Origin of the sequence: Streptomyces sp. 3211.6 (genome assembly GCF_003634815.1) — a bacterium.
GTDB classification, from domain to species: domain Bacteria; phylum Actinomycetota; class Actinomycetes; order Streptomycetales; family Streptomycetaceae; genus Streptomyces; species Streptomyces katrae_A.
Genome location: NZ_RBXC01000001.1, coordinates 4,389,585 through 4,405,884, shown reverse-complemented (window position 1 = coordinate 4,405,884; position 16,300 = coordinate 4,389,585). Strand labels below are relative to the sequence as shown.

General features: G+C 72.1%; 15 protein-coding genes and 1 tRNA gene. 7 read left to right on the top strand and 9 right to left on the bottom strand.

Features of this window, described 5'->3' with window-relative positions:
* Positions 1–88 precede the first annotated feature (88 nt).
* Both BX286_RS20415 and BX286_RS20410 read left to right on the top strand, forming a co-directional pair.
* Entirely contained in the window at positions 89–1,084 is a 996-nt protein-coding gene (locus BX286_RS20415) for a zinc-binding dehydrogenase (protein WP_079431864.1), read from the top strand.
* A gap of 117 nt (positions 1,085–1,201) precedes the next feature.
* Entirely contained in the window at positions 1,202–2,578 is a 1,377-nt protein-coding gene (locus tag BX286_RS20410) for an FAD-binding oxidoreductase (RefSeq protein WP_121015767.1), read from the top strand.
* Between the two features lie 50 nt (positions 2,579–2,628).
* On the opposite strand, the gene BX286_RS20405 is transcribed toward BX286_RS20410, so the two are convergent.
* A tRNA-Thr gene (locus BX286_RS20405) sits at positions 2,629–2,702 on the bottom strand.
* Positions 2,703–2,921: 219 nt separating this feature from the next.
* Here BX286_RS20405 and BX286_RS20400 point away from each other — a divergent pair.
* The 4 genes from BX286_RS20400 to BX286_RS20385 all read left to right on the top strand — a co-directional run bounded on the left by BX286_RS20400 (position 2,922) and on the right by BX286_RS20385 (position 6,247).
* The gene (locus BX286_RS20400; RefSeq protein WP_079429035.1) at positions 2,922–3,998 is read left to right on the top strand and encodes an ABC transporter ATP-binding protein; all 1,077 of its coding nucleotides are present in this window, start codon (positions 2,922–2,924) and stop codon (positions 3,996–3,998) included.
* Positions 3,999–4,204: 206 nt separating this feature from the next.
* Positions 4,205–4,618, top strand: coding sequence for a hypothetical protein (locus BX286_RS20395; protein ID WP_079429034.1), 414 nt, complete (start codon positions 4,205–4,207; stop codon positions 4,616–4,618).
* 52 nt (positions 4,619–4,670) lie between these two features.
* Positions 4,671–5,441, top strand: a complete 771-nt coding sequence (locus BX286_RS20390; RefSeq protein ID WP_079429033.1) for a nucleotidyltransferase family protein — start codon at positions 4,671–4,673, stop codon at positions 5,439–5,441.
* A 188-nt stretch (positions 5,442–5,629) separates the two neighbouring features.
* On the top strand, positions 5,630–6,247 hold the full coding sequence (locus BX286_RS20385; protein ID WP_237293003.1) for a tetratricopeptide repeat protein: 618 nt from the start codon (positions 5,630–5,632) through the stop codon (positions 6,245–6,247).
* 72 nt (positions 6,248–6,319) lie between these two features.
* On the opposite strand, the gene BX286_RS20380 is transcribed toward BX286_RS20385, so the two are convergent.
* The 6 genes from BX286_RS20380 to BX286_RS20355 all read right to left on the bottom strand — a co-directional run bounded on the left by BX286_RS20380 (position 6,320) and on the right by BX286_RS20355 (position 12,814).
* Positions 6,320–7,885, bottom strand: a complete 1,566-nt coding sequence (locus tag BX286_RS20380) for a DoxX family protein (protein WP_185117210.1) — start codon at positions 7,883–7,885, stop codon at positions 6,320–6,322.
* Positions 7,886–8,163: 278 nt separating this feature from the next.
* Positions 8,164–9,135 (bottom strand): 23S rRNA (guanosine(2251)-2'-O)-methyltransferase RlmB, encoded by a 972-nt coding sequence (rlmB, locus tag BX286_RS20375; RefSeq protein ID WP_079429031.1) that lies wholly within the window; start codon positions 9,133–9,135, stop codon positions 8,164–8,166.
* 144 nt (positions 9,136–9,279) lie between these two features.
* Positions 9,280–10,680, bottom strand: a complete 1,401-nt coding sequence (gene cysS / locus BX286_RS20370) for a cysteine--tRNA ligase (protein ID WP_100863206.1) — start codon at positions 10,678–10,680, stop codon at positions 9,280–9,282.
* Positions 10,681–10,816: 136 nt separating this feature from the next.
* Positions 10,817–11,293 carry a 2-C-methyl-D-erythritol 2,4-cyclodiphosphate synthase gene (ispF, locus tag BX286_RS20365; protein WP_079431862.1) on the bottom strand — a complete coding sequence of 159 codons (477 nt, stop codon included), beginning with the start codon at positions 11,291–11,293 and terminating at the stop codon, positions 10,817–10,819.
* 61 nt (positions 11,294–11,354) lie between these two features.
* Positions 11,355–12,101 carry a 2-C-methyl-D-erythritol 4-phosphate cytidylyltransferase gene (gene ispD / locus BX286_RS20360; RefSeq protein ID WP_079429029.1) on the bottom strand — a complete coding sequence of 249 codons (747 nt, stop codon included), beginning with the start codon at positions 12,099–12,101 and terminating at the stop codon, positions 11,355–11,357.
* Between the two features lie 230 nt (positions 12,102–12,331).
* Positions 12,332–12,814, bottom strand: a complete 483-nt coding sequence (locus BX286_RS20355) for a CarD family transcriptional regulator (RefSeq protein ID WP_003953493.1) — start codon at positions 12,812–12,814, stop codon at positions 12,332–12,334.
* A 555-nt stretch (positions 12,815–13,369) separates the two neighbouring features.
* Here BX286_RS20355 and BX286_RS20345 point away from each other — a divergent pair.
* Positions 13,370–14,041, top strand: coding sequence for a DUF461 domain-containing protein (locus tag BX286_RS20345; RefSeq protein ID WP_121015764.1), 672 nt, complete (start codon positions 13,370–13,372; stop codon positions 14,039–14,041).
* 109 nt (positions 14,042–14,150) lie between these two features.
* Here BX286_RS20345 and BX286_RS20340 read toward each other — a convergent pair whose 3' ends face one another.
* Both BX286_RS20340 and BX286_RS20335 read right to left on the bottom strand, forming a co-directional pair.
* Positions 14,151–14,831, bottom strand: coding sequence for a response regulator transcription factor (locus BX286_RS20340; protein ID WP_042813788.1), 681 nt, complete (start codon positions 14,829–14,831; stop codon positions 14,151–14,153).
* Positions 14,803–16,101, bottom strand: coding sequence for a cell wall metabolism sensor histidine kinase WalK (locus BX286_RS20335; protein WP_261993476.1), 1,299 nt, complete (start codon positions 16,099–16,101; stop codon positions 14,803–14,805). The genes BX286_RS20340 and BX286_RS20335 overlap by 29 nt, the downstream gene beginning before the upstream one ends.
* Between the last annotated feature and the right edge of the window lie 199 nt (positions 16,102–16,300).

Sequence of the window (16,300 nt, the reverse complement as noted above, 5' to 3'; positions counted from 1 at the left end):
GGCACTGACAGCCCGCCCCGACCCGCCCCCACCCCCTTGACCTCAACTCCGCTCGAGGTCAGAACCTGACCCCATGACCGACACCACCATGAAGGCCATCCGCCTCCACGCCTTCGGCCCCGCCGACCACCTCACCTACGAGACGACACCCCGCCCCGTCCCCGCCCCCGGCCAGGTCCGCATCAAGGTCGCCGCCGCCGGCGTCCACCTCCTCGACACCTCCCTCCGCCAGGGCATCCAGGGCCCGCCCGCACCCCTGCCCGAACTCCCCACCATCCCCGGCCGCGAAGTCGCCGGAACCGTCGACGCCCTCGGCCCCGGCACCGACCCCGACTGGCTCGGCCGCACCGTCGTGGCCCACCTCGGCTTCAACCCCGGCGGCTACGCCGAACACGCCGTCGCCGACACCACCCGGCTCCACCCCGTACCCGACGGCCTCGACCCCGCCGAAGCCGTCGCCATGATCGGCACCGGCCGCACCACCCTCGGCATCCTCCAGTTCGCCGGCCTCGGCCCCCACTCCACCGCCCTCGTCACCGCCGCAGCCGGAGGCATCGGCACCCTCCTCGTCCAGTACGCCAAGAACGCCGGCGCCACCGTCATCGCCCTCGCCGGCGGCCCCGCCAAAACCGCCCGCGCCACCGCCAACGGCGCCGACCTCGCCCTCGACTACACCACCCCCGACTGGGCCCACACCCTGCGCACCCACCACCCCCACGGCGCCACCGTCCTCTTCGACTCCGTCGGCGGCACCACCGCCCGCACCGCCCTCACCCTCCTCGCCCCCGGCGCCCGCCACCTCGTCTACGGCTGGTCCAGCGGCACCCCCCTCACCCTCACCCCCGCCGAACAGGCCGACCTCGACGCCCGCCACATCACCACCCACCACGTCCTCGGCCCCGCCATGCTCCAGGCCGTCGGCGCCCCCGACCCCCTCCGCGTCCTCGAAACCCGCGCCCTCACCGAAGCCGCCACCGGCCGCCTGCGCCCCGCCCTCCAGCGCTACCCCCTCGCCGAAGCCGCCCGCGCCCACCACGACCTCGAAACCCGCGCCACCACCGGCAAGGTCGTCCTCGAACCCTGACCCCCACCACGCCCACCCCAGCCCTCCCCACACCAGACACCCAGCCCACAACCCGCCCCCAACCCACGACACCCCGCACCTGGACACCCTTCCGACGCCCCCTGTACCAACTCCCCCATGACGATCAACGGCGGCATCTCCTTCTGGTACGCGACCACCGGACCCCACGAGCCACCCCGCGCCCCCCTCACCACCGACACCACCGCCGACGTCGCCATCGTCGGAGGCGGCTACACCGGCCTGTGGACCGCCTACTACCTCAAGCGCGCCGCCCCCGACCTGCGCGTCACCGTCCTCGAACAGAAGTTCTGCGGCTACGGCGCCTCCGGCCGCAACGGCGGCTGGCTCTACAACGGCATCGCCGGCCGCGACCGCTACGCCGCACTCCACGGCCACCACGCCGCCCAACGCCTCCAGCAGGCCATGAACGACACCGTCACCGAAGTCATCGACACCGCGGCCAAGGAAGGCATCGACGCCGACATCCACCGCGGCGGGGTCCTCGAAGTCGCCCGCACCCCCGCCCAGCTCACCCGCCTCAAGGCCTTCCACACCGCCGAACTCTCCTTCGGCGAAACCGACCGCGAGCTCTACGACGCCACCGACACCCGCAGCCGCATCGACATCGCCGACGCCGTCGGCTCCAGCTGGACCCCGCACGGCGCCCGCATCCACCCCCTCAAACTCCTCCGCGGCCTCGCCGCCGCCTGCGAACGCCTCGGGGTCGTCATCCACGAGTCCACCCCCGTCACCGAACTCGCCCCCCGCCGCGCCGTCACCCCCTACGGCACCGTCCGCGCCCGCCACGTCCTGCGCTGCACCGAAGGCTTCACCGCCTCCCTGAAGGGCCACAAGCGCACCTGGCTCCCGATGAACTCCTCGATGATCGTCACGGCCCCCCTCCCGCCCTCGGTCTGGGCCCAGCTCCACTGGACGGACGCCCCGCTCCTCGGCGACATGGCCCACGCCTACATGTACGCCCAGCGCACCGCCGACGACCGCATCGCGATCGGCGGCCGCGGGGTCCCCTACCGCTTCGGCTCCCGCACGGACCACGACGGCCGCACCCAGCCGGCCACCATCGACGCCCTGCGCGAGCTCCTCTTCACCTTCTTCCCGATCCTCACCGGCACGGAGATCACCCACGCCTGGTCGGGCGTCCTCGGCGTCCCCCGCGACTGGTGCGCCACGGTCACCCTGGACGCCAGCACGGGCCTGGGCTGGGCCGGTGGCTACGTCGGCTCGGGCGTGGCCACCGCCAACCTCGCCGCCCGCACCCTGCGCGACCTGGTCCTGGGCGAGTCCACCCCCCTGACCACCCTCCCCTGGGTCCACCACCGCGTCCGCCGCTGGGAACCGGAACCCCTCCGCTGGCTGGGCGTCCACGCCCTGTACGCGGCCTACCGCGAAGCGGACCGCCACGAATCGAAGACCCACACCCCCACGACAACCCCCCTGGCCCGCCTGGCCAACCGCATCTCGGGCCGCTCGTGAGGCACACGAAAAGGCCCCGGACCAGGGCGGTCCGGGGCCTTCGAGAGCAGAGCCCCCTGTCGGATTCGAACCGACGACCTACGCTTTACAAGAGCGTTGCTCTGGCCAGCTGAGCTAAGGAGGCGTGGCCGCCAACACTCTACACAGGGCGCTCTGCCCCGGGCCATCCGTTGGCTCCGCCAGGCACCGGCGGGGCCGCCCGCGAGCGGGCCGGAATCCGCGCCGTCAGATTGCTGACAGAACCCCTCCCACCGGGTAGCGTCGGGCCGAGTCCTGAATATTGGACTAGACCTTCCACTCGGATCGTCCGGCACGTTCCTGCCGGTAGAAGGGATGCATCACCATGGCTTCTGTCACCTTCGACAAGGCGACCCGCCTCTACCCCGGCGGCGACAAGCCCGCCGTCGACCAGCTGGAGCTGGAGATCGAGGACGGCGAGTTCCTCGTCCTCGTCGGACCCTCCGGCTGCGGCAAGTCCACCTCGCTGCGCATGCTCGCCGGCCTGGAGGACGTCAACGGCGGTGCCATCCGCATCGGGGACCGCGACGTCACGCACCTGCCGCCCAAGGACCGGGACATCGCGATGGTGTTCCAGAACTACGCGCTCTACCCGCACATGACCGTCGCCGACAACATGGGCTTCGCGCTCAAGATCGCCGGCGAGGACAAGGCCACCATCCGCCGCAAGGTGGAGGAGGCGGCGAAGATGCTGGACCTCACCCAGTACCTCGACCGCAAGCCCAAGGCGCTCTCCGGCGGTCAGCGCCAGCGCGTGGCCATGGGGCGGGCCATCGTGCGCAAGCCGCAGGTGTTCCTCATGGACGAGCCGCTGTCGAACCTCGACGCCAAGCTGCGCGTGTCCACCCGTACGCAGATCGCCGCGCTCCAGCGCGACCTCGGGATCACCACCGTCTACGTCACCCACGACCAGGTCGAGGCCATGACCATGGGCGACCGGGTGGCGGTGCTCAAGGACGGCCTGCTGCAGCAGGTGGACACCCCGCGGAACATGTACGACCGGCCCGCGAACCTCTTCGTCGCCGGCTTCATCGGCTCGCCGGCCATGAACCTGGTCGAGGTGCCGATCACCGACGGCGGGGTGAAGTTCGGCGACAGCGTGGTGCCGGTGTCGCGCGAGGCACTGTCGGCGGCCGCCGACGCGGGCGACAAGACCGTCACCGTGGGCGTGCGCCCCGAGCACTTCGACGTCGGTGAGACCGGCGGTCTGACGATCACCGTGAACGTCGTCGAGGAGCTGGGCGCGGACGGCTACGTGTACGGCAGCCGGGACGGGCAGGACATCGTGGTGCGCGTGGGCGGCCGCCAGGTGCCCGAGAAGGGTTCCTCGCTGCACGTGGTGCCGCGGGCCGACGAGATGCACGTGTTCTCGACGTCGACCGGGGCGCGCCTGTCCGACTGACGAGGCCGGCAGGGCGCCGTGGGAGGGAGGTTCCGTGAAGGGGCCTTCCTCCCACGGCAGTTGTGGGTAGCGTTTCCCATGAACCCCGGCAGACCGGGCCATTCGGCCGCATGCGTCAACCTTTAAATCGAAAAGCCGCGTCGAACCATCCCCCGACCGGGTGACTAAATGTCGCCAAATCCTCACCGAGCGCTACTCTCGCCCTCGTGACCCACACTGCCCGCCGAATCGGCCGTTCCCTCGCCCTGGTCCTGCCCGTCGTCCTGGTCCTGTCCGGGACCCTCGCGGTCACCATGGTCCCCTGGGCGAACAATTCGCCCTCCCAGGTCCTGACCGCCTCCGCCGAGGACGTCTCCGTGCCCGCGAAGCCGCGTGCCGCGCAGGACGTGCTCCGTGACAAGCTGCTGAGCGAGCTGCAGCAGGGGGAGAACCCGGGTGTCGTGCTCGGCCACCTGCAGGAGCAGGTGAACGGGCGGCCGTCGCTCGCCGAGCACTGCATGGGCATCGCCCGGGCGCTGGGGCGGGCCGCGGTCGAGGCGTACGGGCCGACGAAGGCGCAGTCCTACTCGCGTCCGGTGTGTGACACCTCGTACGCGTCCGGGGTCGCCTCGATGGGCTGACGCCCGCCGTGCCGCCCCCTCCGGGGCGGGTGCCGTCCCTACGCTGGCGGCCATGACCGACACCCCTCCCCCAGCTGCACAATCCACCGACCGCGCGGCCGCGTTCCCGCCCCCGCCCGTCCAGGCCGTCGTCCTGGCGGGGGGCCAGGGTTCGCGGCTGCGGCCGTATACGGACGACCGGCCGAAGCCGATGGTCGAGATCCCGGGGACGGGAGTGCCGATCATCGGGCACCAGTTGGCGTGGCTGGCGGCGGAGGGGGTGACGGATGCGGTGGTTTCGTGCGGGCATCTCGCGGGGGTGCTGCAGGAGTGGCTGGCGGGGGCGGTGCTGCCGTTGCGGGTGACGACGGTTGTGGAGGAGGAGCCGTTGGGGCGCGGCGGCGGGCTGAAGTACGCGGCCCGGCACCTGCCGTATCCGGACCGGGCCTGGTACGCGACGAACGGGGACGTGTGGACGCGGTTCCCGTTGCGGGAAATGGCGGCCTTCCATGCGGAGCGGGGGGCGGTGGCGACGCTGGCGCTGGCGCGGCCGCGGCTTCCGTGGGGGGTGGTGGAGACGAACGAGTTCGGGCAGGTGCTGGACTTCGTCGAGGCGCCGCTGTCGCCCTATCCGGTCAACGCCGGGGTGTATGTGTTCGCGCCTGAATTCGCCGCGCTGCTCCCGGATTTGGGGGATCACGAGCGGACGACGTTCCCGCGTCTGGCACGGGAGCGGCGGCTGGCGGGGTTTCCGCTGCCGCAGGGGGCCTACTGGCGGGCGATCGACACGGCGAAGGACCTGGCCGAGGCGGCACGGGAGTTGGGGGCTCAGAGCGCCGTCTGAGGCTTTCCGCGCACCAGTTGTCCCGTTTCCCGAACAGACGTACGCGGCGTTCATATGCTCCGGGTACGGCATTCTTTCGGTCGCGCGGCCGGCGCGAGGACAATCAGCGGGCGGACGACCTCCTGGCGCGGGCCAGGGCCCTGTTCGCCGCGGGGCGCGATGCCGAGGCCGAGGCGGAGGCGCGCTCGGTGGCAGGGGCGACGGGGCGGAAGCCGGACGACCTGGTCGTGCCGATGGGGCTGAGCATCGCCGCGCTCGCGGCGAGCGCTCAGGGCCGCCCGGACGAGGCGCTCGCCCTGTACGACGGGCAGCTGCCGGTCGTGAGCGAGGTCTTCGGTGAGGAACACCGGGTGACCCTGAAGCTGCGCCTGGGCCGTGCCGAGGTGCTGAACGAGCTGGGCCGGTACGACGAGTCCGAGTCCGAGTGCGTGGCCGTCTGCCGGGCGGCGAGCCGGGCCGAGATGCCGTACGTGGCGATGGACGCCCTGGCCGCGCAGATCCGGGCGCTCGACATGAAGGGCGACTACCCGGCGGTGGAGGCGGTGGCGCGGAACATCCTGGCCGTTCATGACGGGCAGGACCGGTTCACCGTGAAGGTGCGGTTCGCTCTGGCCCACGCCCTCAATGCCCCGGAGACCGGGATGGCCGAGCTGAACGAGGCCGCTGCCCTGTTCGGGCTGGGCCGTGGTGCCCAGGCCCGTCCGCTGGCCGCGGCCGCCCACCGTGACTGTCTGGCCTTCTACGGCGCGGAGCATCCCCGCACCGTCCAGGCCCGCGTGTTGCTCGACCGTATCGACGGTGCCTGACCGGGCGTGACGCAGTGGGAAGGGCCCGGCGCGCTGTTGGCGCGCCGGGCCCTTGCCGTCGGTGTGTTCCGGTCAGCCGAGGAGGCCGCCGACGAGGCCGGGCTTCTTGGCGGTGGTGTCGCCGCCGCTGCGGCTGCCCGAGGTGGCGGGGGGCTGCTGCGGGCTGGACTGCCTGGGGGTGCTGCTGCGGGGGCTCTGGCCGCTGCTGCTGCCCTTGGTGGCGGTGGGGGCGCCGGAGCCGGCGGCGGCGCCGTCGCGGGTGGGGGTCCCGCCCGCGGTACGGCCGGACTTGGCGGCGGGTGCGGAGGCGGAGGCCGAGGCGGACGGGGAGGGCTGCTTGGAGGGCTGCTGCTTGGCCGGCCCGGACTGCTGGTGGGCGGGGGGCTGGGGCAGGGGGCTGCCGGGGAGGTAGTTGCTGGGGGCCTGGCCGGGGCCGGGGACGGTGACGACGGTGCTGGAGCGGACGGCCCCGCCGAGGAGGGAGCCGATGAGGAGGGTGAGTCCGCAGACGACGGTGGCCATGACGGTGCCGCGGCGCAGGACGCGGCGGCGGAGCTGCCACACCTCGGAGCGGGGGCCGAGGGTGCGCCAGGCTTCGCCGGCGAGACGTCCGTCGAGGGAGTAGACGGGGGCGCCGGCGATGATCAGCGGGCTCCAGGCGGCGAGGTAGATGATGTCGGGGGCGTCGTAGGCGGGGACGGTCTTCCAGCTGACGGTCATCAGCAGGGCGGCGGAGAGCAGGGCGCCGATGCAGGCGGCGAAGCGCTGCCAGAGGCCGAAGACGGTGAGGACGCCGACGAGCACCTGGAGGAAGGCGACGGTGAGGCCGGCGCCGACGGGGTGGGCGAGGGCAAAGTCGCGCAGGGGTTCGGCGAGGGCCCAGGGGTGCAGGGTGCGCAGCCAGGTGACCATGGAGCCGCGTTCGCCGCCGTCGAAGTAGACGGGGTCGCAGAGTTTGCCCATGCCGGCGTAGATGGAGATGAAGCCGAGGAAGACGCGCAGCGGGAGCAGCACGACGCCGAGGTTCATGCGGCGGCCGGGGTAGTAGGAGGCCTGGGCGCGGGTGTCGGCGGGGCGGCGGGTGTCGGCGGCGGGGCCGCCGGGGTACGGGGGCTGTTGGTCGTAGGGCTCGTACGGCTCGTAGGGCTCGTAGGCCTGGCGCGGTTGGTCGGGTACGGCGGCCAGGGGGCGGGTCTCGTCGGGGTCGGCGTAGGTGCGCTGGCCGATGACGGTGGGGGTGGCGAGGGTGTCCTCGGCGAGGTCGCGCGCCAGATCCACCCGGGGGATGGTCTGGGTGGCGCCGCCGTCGTAGTCGTCGTGGGCGCGTCCGGCTTCGCGGACGGCCTGGAGGAGTCCGCCGGTGGCCGCGGCGTCGCCGCCCGGGGCGGTCTTGCCGCTCCAGACGACGGGGGCGCGGCGGCGGGTGGCTCCGGCGGCCGCGACGGCTCCGACGGCGAGGACCGGTGCGCGGCCGGGGCCGGGGGCATTCGCGGGCTTGGAACGCGCGCTCGGGCTCGGTGCGAGCCGCACGCGGAAGCTGGCGTGGTTGACGATGACCTGTGCGGGGTCGCACGGCACCTTGACCATGCTCAGCGCGGGCTGGTCGTCGAACCCTGACGTTCTGGTGTCCACACTCATCTAACCGAGTGATCAGTGTTTAGGACACTGCTTTGACGGCAGGGATCTGTCCGAGGCCCGTCAAGATCAAGCCACCTTGGTCACGGCAGAATCATTGTTCGGACGCGCGTCCCCATCTGGCGTGAGAATCCCGGGAGTTGCGTCGGCAGACATCCGGAGGACCGTCCGTGGAACACATGCAGCGTGCGCACGATCAGCTGGGCCTGGCCGGCTGACGGACGGCCCGGGGGGCCGCCGTACGGCGTACGTGCCGTACGGCGGCCCAGGGGCCGTACGGGTCAGACGCGGCCGCGGGTGGCGCGGCGGCGGGCGGCCTCGTAGAGGACGACGCCCGCGGCGACGCCGGCGTTGAGGGACTCGGCGCCGCCCGGCATGGGGATGCGGACGAGGTAGTCGCAGTTCTCGCCGACGAGGCGGCCGAGGCCCTTGCCCTCGGAGCCGACGACGATGACGACGGGGCCGGCGAGGGCGTCGAGGTCCTGGACCTCGTGGGTGCCCTCGGCGGCGAGGCCGACGACGGCGATGCCGGCCTTCTTGTACTCCTGGAGGGCGCGGGTCAGGTTGGTGACGCGGGAGACCGGGGTGCGGGCGGCGGTGCCGGCGGAGGTCTTCCAGGCGCCGGCGGTCATGCCGGCGGCGCGGCGCTCGGGGATGACCACGCCGTGGCCGCCGAAGGCGGAGACGGAGCGGACGATGGCGCCGAGGTTGCGCGGGTCGGTGACGCCGTCGAGGGCGACGATGAGGGGGTCCTCGCCGTTGTCGTAGGCGGCGTCGGTGAGGTCCTCGGGGTGCGCGTACTCGTAGGGCGGGACCTGGAGGACGAGGCCCTGGTGGTTGAGCCCGTTGGTCATGCGGTCCAGCTCGGCGCGGGGGGCTTCCATCAGGTTGATGTTGCCGCGCTCGCCGGCGAGCTTGAGGGCGTCGCGGACGCGCTCGTCGTTGTCGATGAACTGCTGCACGTAGAGGGTGGTGGCGGGGACGCCGTCGCGCAGGGCCTCGAACACGGGGTTGCGGCCGACGACCATCTCGCTGGTGCCCTTGGGGCCGCCGCGGCGGGGGGCGGGGCGGCGCTTGGCGGCCTGGCGGGCCATGGCGTTGGAGACGCGGAAGGCCTTGTGGCCCTTGCGGTCCTCGGCCTTGGGCGTGGGGCCCTTGCCTTCCAGGCCCCGGCGCCGCTGGCCACCGCTACCGACCGTGGCGCCCTTCTTGTTGGACGTGCGGCGGTTCCTGCGCTGGCTGTTACCGGCCATGACCTCTACCTGTTTTCGTTCGTGCTGCGATATGTACGTATGAAGAGTGTGCCGCCCGGAGGGCCGAGCGGCACAACGGCGCTGGTCCGAGCGGGTCCGGTCCGGCTGCGGACCGGACCCGGCCGGGTCCGGATCGGGTCCGGGTCAGCGCGGGCCGAGCGTCCAGCGCGGGCCGGTGGGGCTGTCCTCGATGACCAGGCCGGACTGCTGGAGCTGGTCGCGGATGGCGTCGGCGGTCGCCCAGTCCTTGCGGGCCCGGGCGGACTCGCGCTGGTCCAGGACGAGGCGTACGAGGGTGTCGACGGCGCCGTGCAGTTCCTCGCCGCGGTCGGACTCGCCGGCCCACTGGGGGTCGAGCGGGTCCAGGCCGAGCACGCCGAGCATGGCCCGTACCTCGGACAGGCGGGCGATGGCCCCGTCCTTGTCGTCGGCGGCGAGCGCGCTGTTGCCCTGGCGGACGGTGGTGTGGACGATCGCGAGGGCCTGGGGGACGCCCAGGTCGTCGTCCATCGCCTCGGCGAAGGCCGGCGGCACCTCGGCGGCGGCCTCGACGGGCCCGCCCGCCTTCTCGACCACGCGCTGGCAGAAGCCCTCGATGCGCGCGAACGCGGACTCGGCCTCGCGCAGCGCCTCCTCGCTGTACTCGATCATCGAGCGGTAGTGCGGGGTGCCGAGGTAGTAGCGCAGGACGATCGGACGCCACTGCTTGACCATCTCGGAGACCAGCACGGAGTTGCCGAGGGACTTGGACATCTTCTCGCCGGACATGGTGACCCAGGCGTTGTGCACCCAGAAGTTGGCGAACTCGTCGCCGAAGGCCTTGGCCTGGGCGATCTCGTTCTCGTGGTGCGGGAAGATCAGGTCCAGGCCGCCGCCGTGGACGTCGAAGGCCGAGCCGAGGTACTTGTGGGCCATGGCGGAGCACTCCAGGTGCCAGCCGGGGCGGCCGCGGCCCCAGGGGGTCTCCCAGGAGGGCTCGCCGGGCTTGGCGGCCTTCCACATGGCGAAGTCGCGCGGGTCGCGCTTGCCGGTCTCGCCCTCGCCGGAGGGCTGGAGGAGGTTGTCGAGCTCCTGGTTCGACAGCTCCAGGTAGCCGGGGAAGGAGCGCACGTCGAAGTAGACGTTGCCGTCCGCTTCGTACGCGTGGCCGCGCTCGATCAGGCCGCGCATCATCTCGACCATCTCGGTCACGTGGCCGGTGGCGCGGGGCTCGTAGGTGGGCGGCAGGCAGCCGAGGGCGGTGTAGCCGTCGTTGAAGGCGCGCTCGTTCTCGTAGCCGATGGACCACCAGGGGCGGCCCTGGTCGGCCGACTTGGCGATGATCTTGTCGTCGATGTCCGTGACGTTGCGGACGAAGGTCACGTCGTAGCCGCGGTAGGCGAACCAGCGGCGCATCATGTCGAAGTTGAGGCCGGAGCGGATGTGCCCGATGTGCGGCGCCGCCTGGACGGTGGCACCGCAGAGGTAGATCGAGACGCAGCCCGGGACGAGCGGGGTGAAGTCGCGGATCTGCCGGGCGCTGGTGTCGTACAGGCGAATAGTCACGGCATCCAGGGTAGTGCGCCTGCGGCAGTGCCCCGCGACCGTTTGAGGTCGCGGGGACGCTTTGTTGCCGAAGAGGTGACATCGGTCATCGGCGGCCTGACATCCGTAACGGCCGCCCGGTGGGCATACCCCGTACTCAGTCCCGGTCCGTCCGGTAGACGAGGGCGGTGGCGATGGCGGCCAGGCCCTCGGCCCGGCCGGTGAGGCCGAGTCCGTCGGTGGTGGTGCCGGAGACGGAAACGGGGGCGCCCGCCGCGGCCGAGAGCGCCTTCTGCGCTTCTTCGCGCCGCTTGCCGATCTTCGGGCGTACGCCGATCACCTGGATCGCGATGTTGCCGATCTCGTAGCCCTCGGCGCGGACGATGCGGGCGGCCTCCGCCAGGAGGGTGACGCCGGCGGCGCCGGACCACTCCGGGCGGGAGGTGCCGAAGTGGGCGCCGAGGTCGCCGGCGCCGGCGGCGGAGAAGAGGGCGTCGCAGGCGGCGTGGGCGGCGACGTCGCCGTCGGAGTGCCCGGCGAGCCCGTCCTCGCCCTCCCAGAGCAGGCCCGCGCACCACAGCTCGCGGCCGGCCTCGAAGGCGTGCACGTCGGTGCCGATGCCGACGAGCGGCATGAGGGGGGCGGCGGGGGCCGGGCCGGCGGCCGCGCCGGCGGACTCCTCGGACCCTGCGGGACTAGTACGCATCGGTGGCCCTCCTGCGGGCGAGTACGGCCTCGGCGAGGACCAGGTCGAGGGGGCGGGTGACCTTGAAGGCCTCCTCGTGGCCGGGGACGACCACCACGGTGACCCCGGTGCGCTCCACCATTCCGGCGTCGTCGGTGGCGCCCTCGCCGTCGACGGCGATGGTCTCGTGCGCGTGCAGGAGGGTCTTCAGGTCGAAGCCCTGCGGGGTCTGGACGGCGCGCAGCCGGGCGCGCTCGGGGGTGCCGAGGACGGGCTCGGGCTCGCCGGGGCGGCCGGGCTCGACCTCCTTGACGGTGTCGGCGAGCGGCAGGGCGGGCACGACGGCGGGGGCGCCGCCGCGGACGGCCTCGACCACGGAGTCCACGGTGTCGACGGGGACCAGCGGGCGGGCGGCGTCGTGGATGAGGACGGAGGTGATGTCGGCCGGGAGGGCGTCCAGGCCGGCCCGCACGGATTCCTGGCGGGTGTCGCCGCCGGGGACGACGAGGACGTCGGTGCCCCCGGCCAGCGGGTGCTCGTCGAGGAGGTGGCGCACCTCGGTGGCCCCGTCGGGCGGGGCGACGACCACGACGAGGGACACCGCGCGGGAGCGGGCCATGGCGCGGACGGCGTGGACCAGCATCGGTGTCCCGCCGAGGGCCCGCAGGGCCTTGGGGGCGCCGGGGCCGAGGCGTACCCCGCGGCCGGCGGCCGGGATCACCGCGGCGGTGCGGTGGGGGCGGGATTCGTCAGACATCAGTAGCTCCGAGCCAGGTTTGTGACTTCGGCCGACATGGGTATGGCCTGAAGGGTGCCGGGTGCGACGCCCTCGCCCCTTCCGTGACGACCGGTCGAGCCGGCTGCCCGGACCCGGCACACCAGGAAGCACGCGCGGACGCAGACATGCCGCAGCGCCCGGCAACGGCCCTCTCGTGGAGGAGAGGGCCTGTCATCGGGCACCGCGGCACACTGTGATCGGTTCGAGCGTCAGGACGCGAGAACCTCGTCGAGGAGGGCCTCTGCCTTGTCCTCGTTCGTGTTTTCGGCGAGCGCGAGCTCGCTCACCAGAATCTGACGCGCCTTCGCGAGCATCCGCTTCTCACCAGCGGAAAGCCCACGCTCACGCTCACGACGCCACAGGTCGCGCACCACTTCGGCGACCTTGATGACATCGCCCGAAGCGAGCTTCTCCAGATTTGCCTTGTAGCGACGGGACCAGTTCGTGGGCTCTTCTGCGTACGGTGCGCGGAGCACCTCGAAGACCCGGTCCAGCCCGTCCTGGCCGACTACGTCGCGAACGCCGACGAACTCCGCATTGTCCGCAGGCACACGAACCGTCAGGTCGCCCTGGGCGACCTTGAGCACCAAGTAGGTCTTGTCCACGCCTTTGATCTGGCGAGTTTCGATGGCCTCGATCAGCGCGGCCCCGTGATGGGGATAGACCACGGTGTCGCCAACCTTGAACGTCATGTGACAGGTACCCCTTCCGTGGCTATCCAGGGTAACACGAGAACTGACTGTTATGAATGGCGTTTTCGCAGGTCAGGGCACATCTCGGGGCTTGACAACAGCGACACGAACGTGCTGCGGAAGGCTTCCGGAGGGGGGTATTCGCAGGTCGGAGGCGCTGTGCGGACCGGGCGAAACAACCACGTTACACCTGGCGGACGCGCCCACGGGTGTGACGTACGTCCCGTTTTGCCGGGTTCTGGGACAGGAAACCGAAGTACTCCGTTCGACTGGCGGGCACGCGTACGGAGCGGGTTCCGGCCCAATCCCGAATTGATCACGGGCCGGCGTTCGACGGAATGCCTGAATTCGATCACCGGGGGACCCTCCGGCGGGATAGCGGAATGCAAGATCGCGCACGCGTGCGGCGCGGTGCGCGCGCTGCGGAGGGTCGGGTGCGGGGGCGGGGTGGCGGCTCGGTAACCTAAGCCCGCTGACACACCCTTAGGGCGGCTTTACCTCGGCCGCTCCGAGAGCCCACCGTCCCGTCCGTACGTCCAAGGAGTTGCCGCCGCCGTGAGCCGCAGCCTTCGACGCGGCGCCCTCGCCGCTTCCGCCGTAGTGTTCTCGCTCGCCTCGCTTGCCGCGTGCGGCGCGGGCAACGACGCGCAGACTCTCCAGATCAAGCCGGACAACGCCGCCGTCACCAAGGGCGACATCAAGGTCCAGAACGCCCTGGTGATCACCAAGGGCGACAAGGAGAAGAAGGGGCCGGCCTCGGTCTCGGCGACCCTCTTCAACGCCGGCACCAAGGCCCAGACCCTGGACGCGATCACCCTGGCGGGTGGCAAGTCCAAGGTGACCCTGAAGGGCGCCGAGGGCTCCGACAAGATCACCGTGCCCGCCGGCGGCTCCGTGGTCATCGGCGGCAAGGGCAACGCTTCCGCCGTCGTCGAGGGTGGCCGCGAGGCCGTCCAGAACGGCAACGTGCAGGAGATGACCTTCCAGCTCAGCACCGCCGGTGACGTGAAGCTCGAGGCCTACGTCGTCCCGGCCACCGGCATGTACGCCGGCTACGGCCCCACCGAGGCCCCGGCCGCGGGCGCCACCCCGGCCCCGTCCGGCTCGGCCTCCGCCTCCCCGTCCGGCAGCCCCTCCGGCTCCCCGAGCACCACCCCTTCGGGTGCCGCCTCGGGCAGCCCGTCGGGCTCCCCCTCGGCCTCCGCGTCGCACGGCGCCGGCCACTGACGCAGCGCACGCACGCCTGGCGACGCAGGAGCACGACGCCGCCAGGCGAGAGAAAGGGGCCCCAGCCGCATCGCGGCCGGGGCCCCTTCCCCTTTCACACCCGGCAGGGCTACGGCTCGAACTTGTACCCGAGGCCGCGGACCGTGACCAGGTAGCGCGGGGCGCCCGGGTCCGGCTCGATCTTGGCGCGCAGGCGCTTGACGTGGACGTCGAGGGTCTTGGTGTCGCCGACGTAGTCCGCGCCCCACACCCGGTCGATCAGCTGCATACGGGTCAGCACGCGGCCCGCGTTGCGCAGCAGCATCTCCAGCAGGTCGAACTCCTTGAGCGGCAGGTCCACCTTGGCCCCGCCGACGGTGACCACGTGCCGGTCCACGTCCATCCGCACCGGGCCGGCCTCCAGGGCCGCCGGGGTGACCTCCTCCGGCTCGCCGCGGCGGCGCAGGACCGCGCGGATGCGGGCGACCAGCTCGCGGGAGGAGAAGGGCTTCGTGACGTAGTCGTCGGCTCCTATCTCCAGGCCGACGACCTTGTCGATCTCGCTGTCCTTGGCGGTCACCATGATCACGGGGACGTTGGAACGGCCGCGCAGCTGCCGGCAGACCTCCGTGCCCGGCAGGCCGGGCAGCATCAGGTCCAGGAGGACGAGGTCGGCGCCGTTGCGCTCGAACTCGTCGAGCCCGTCGGGCCCCGTCGCGGCGATCGCGACCTCGAAGCCTTCCTTGCGGAGCATGTAGGACAGGGCGTCGCTGAAGGATTCCTCATCCTCGACGACGAGCACTCGGGTCACGGAAGGACCTCCGGGAGGGGACGACTGGTTCTGGGTCGGGCAGGGCTTGGGCGGGGCCGGGGGCCGGGGCCGGTTCCGTCCCGCCGGGGGTGTCCGGGGCGGGCGCGGGGGCCGGTGCGGCCGCCTCGGGGAGCTTCAGGGTGAACGTGGAACCCTGGCCCTCGGAGCTCCACACCGACACCTCCCCGCCGTGCGAGGCCGCCACGTGCTTCACGATCGCGAGGCCCAGTCCGGTTCCGCCGGTGGCGCGGGAGCGGGCCGGGTCCACCCGGTAGAAGCGCTCGAAGATGCGTTCGCGGTCCTTCTCGGGGATGCCGATGCCCTGGTCGGTCACGGCTATCTCGATCAGGTCCCCGCCCGGCGCGGTCACGCGGCGGGCGGCGATCCCGACCCGGGTGCGGGCCGGGCTGTAGTTGACGGCGTTCTCCACCAGATTGCCGAGGGCGGCGGCCAGCTGACCGCGGTTGCCCCAGACGCGCAGGTCGGCGGTGCCGCCGGCGGCCATGGTGATCTGCTTGGAGGTGGCCGTGTGCCGGCAGCGGTCGATGGCCTCCGCCACCAGCGTGTCCACCCGTACGGGCTCGGCGTCCTCCAGCGGGTCGTCGTTCTGCACCCGGGAGAGGTCGATGAGCTCCTGTACGAGGTTGATCAGGCGGGTGGCCTCGATCTGCATGCGGCCCGCGAAGCGGCTGACCGCCTCGGGGTCGTCCGCGGCGTCCATCACCGCCTCGGAGAGCAGGGAGATCGCGCCGACCGGGGTCTTCAGCTCGTGCGAGACGTTCGCGACGAAGTCGCGGCGCACCGCCTCGATGCGGCGGGCCTCGGTGAGGTCCTCGACGAGCAGGAGCACCAGCCGGGAGCCCAGCGGGGCGACGCGGGCGGAGACCGCGAGGGCCTCGCCGCGTCCGGTACCGCGCCGGGGCAGGTCGAGCTCGATCTGGCGTATCTCACCGTCACGGCGGGTGTCACGGGCCATGTGGAGCATGGGCTCCACGGCGAGCTTCCCGCCGCGGACCAGGCCCAGGGCGTAAGCCGCCGAGCTGGCCTTGACCACCGCGTCGCCCTCGTCGAGGACGACGGCGGAGGAGCGGAGTACGGAGAGCACCGTGTCCACGCCGGGCGGGAGCACCGCGTTGATGTCGGGGCGCATGGAGCTCCTCGTGGGGCGGGCTTGGTCGCGCTCGCTCCAGCGGAACGCCAGCATGGCGATGACACCGGTGCAAAGACCGGCGATCGCCGCAGCTGCGGCGACCGCCGCGTTCACGTCCATGTGTCCAGGTTAAGCAGGGGGCAGGACACTTCCACAGCCGTTCGGGTGGCAGCTCGAACAGTCGTCGCCCAGAGTTCACCCTGGCGATGGTGTTGATTCATTTGTGATGCCGGAGTCGGACGCGTTGGCGGCCGAACGTGTCAACGTGGGGCCCGACGGACCACACCGCAGTAGCAGCAGTGACAGCGAGTAGCAGGCA

Excerpts from the sequence above, each read along its gene's own strand:
- BX286_RS20415 (WP_079431864.1), top strand. The coding sequence starts at position 89 with ATGAAGGCCATCCGCCTCCACGCCTTCGGCCCCGCCGACCACCTCACC.
- BX286_RS20410 (WP_121015767.1), top strand. The coding sequence starts at position 1,202 with ATGACGATCAACGGCGGCATCTCCTTCTGGTACGCGACCACCGGACCC.
- BX286_RS20400 (WP_079429035.1), top strand. The coding sequence starts at position 2,922 with ATGGCTTCTGTCACCTTCGACAAGGCGACCCGCCTCTACCCCGGCGGC.
- BX286_RS20390 (WP_079429033.1), top strand. The coding sequence starts at position 4,671 with ATGACCGACACCCCTCCCCCAGCTGCACAATCCACCGACCGCGCGGCC.
- BX286_RS20380 (WP_185117210.1), bottom strand. The coding sequence starts at position 7,885 with ATGAGTGTGGACACCAGAACGTCAGGGTTCGACGACCAGCCCGCGCTG.
- rlmB (WP_079429031.1), bottom strand. The coding sequence starts at position 9,135 with ATGGCCGGTAACAGCCAGCGCAGGAACCGCCGCACGTCCAACAAGAAG.
- ispF (WP_079431862.1), bottom strand. The coding sequence starts at position 11,293 with ATGCCGCTCGTCGGCATCGGCACCGACGTGCACGCCTTCGAGGCCGGC.
- ispD (WP_079429029.1), bottom strand. The coding sequence starts at position 12,101 with ATGTCTGACGAATCCCGCCCCCACCGCACCGCCGCGGTGATCCCGGCC.
- BX286_RS20355 (WP_003953493.1), bottom strand. The coding sequence starts at position 12,814 with ATGACGTTCAAGGTTGGCGACACCGTGGTCTATCCCCATCACGGGGCC.
- BX286_RS20335 (WP_261993476.1), bottom strand. The coding sequence starts at position 16,101 with ATGGACGTGAACGCGGCGGTCGCCGCAGCTGCGGCGATCGCCGGTCTT.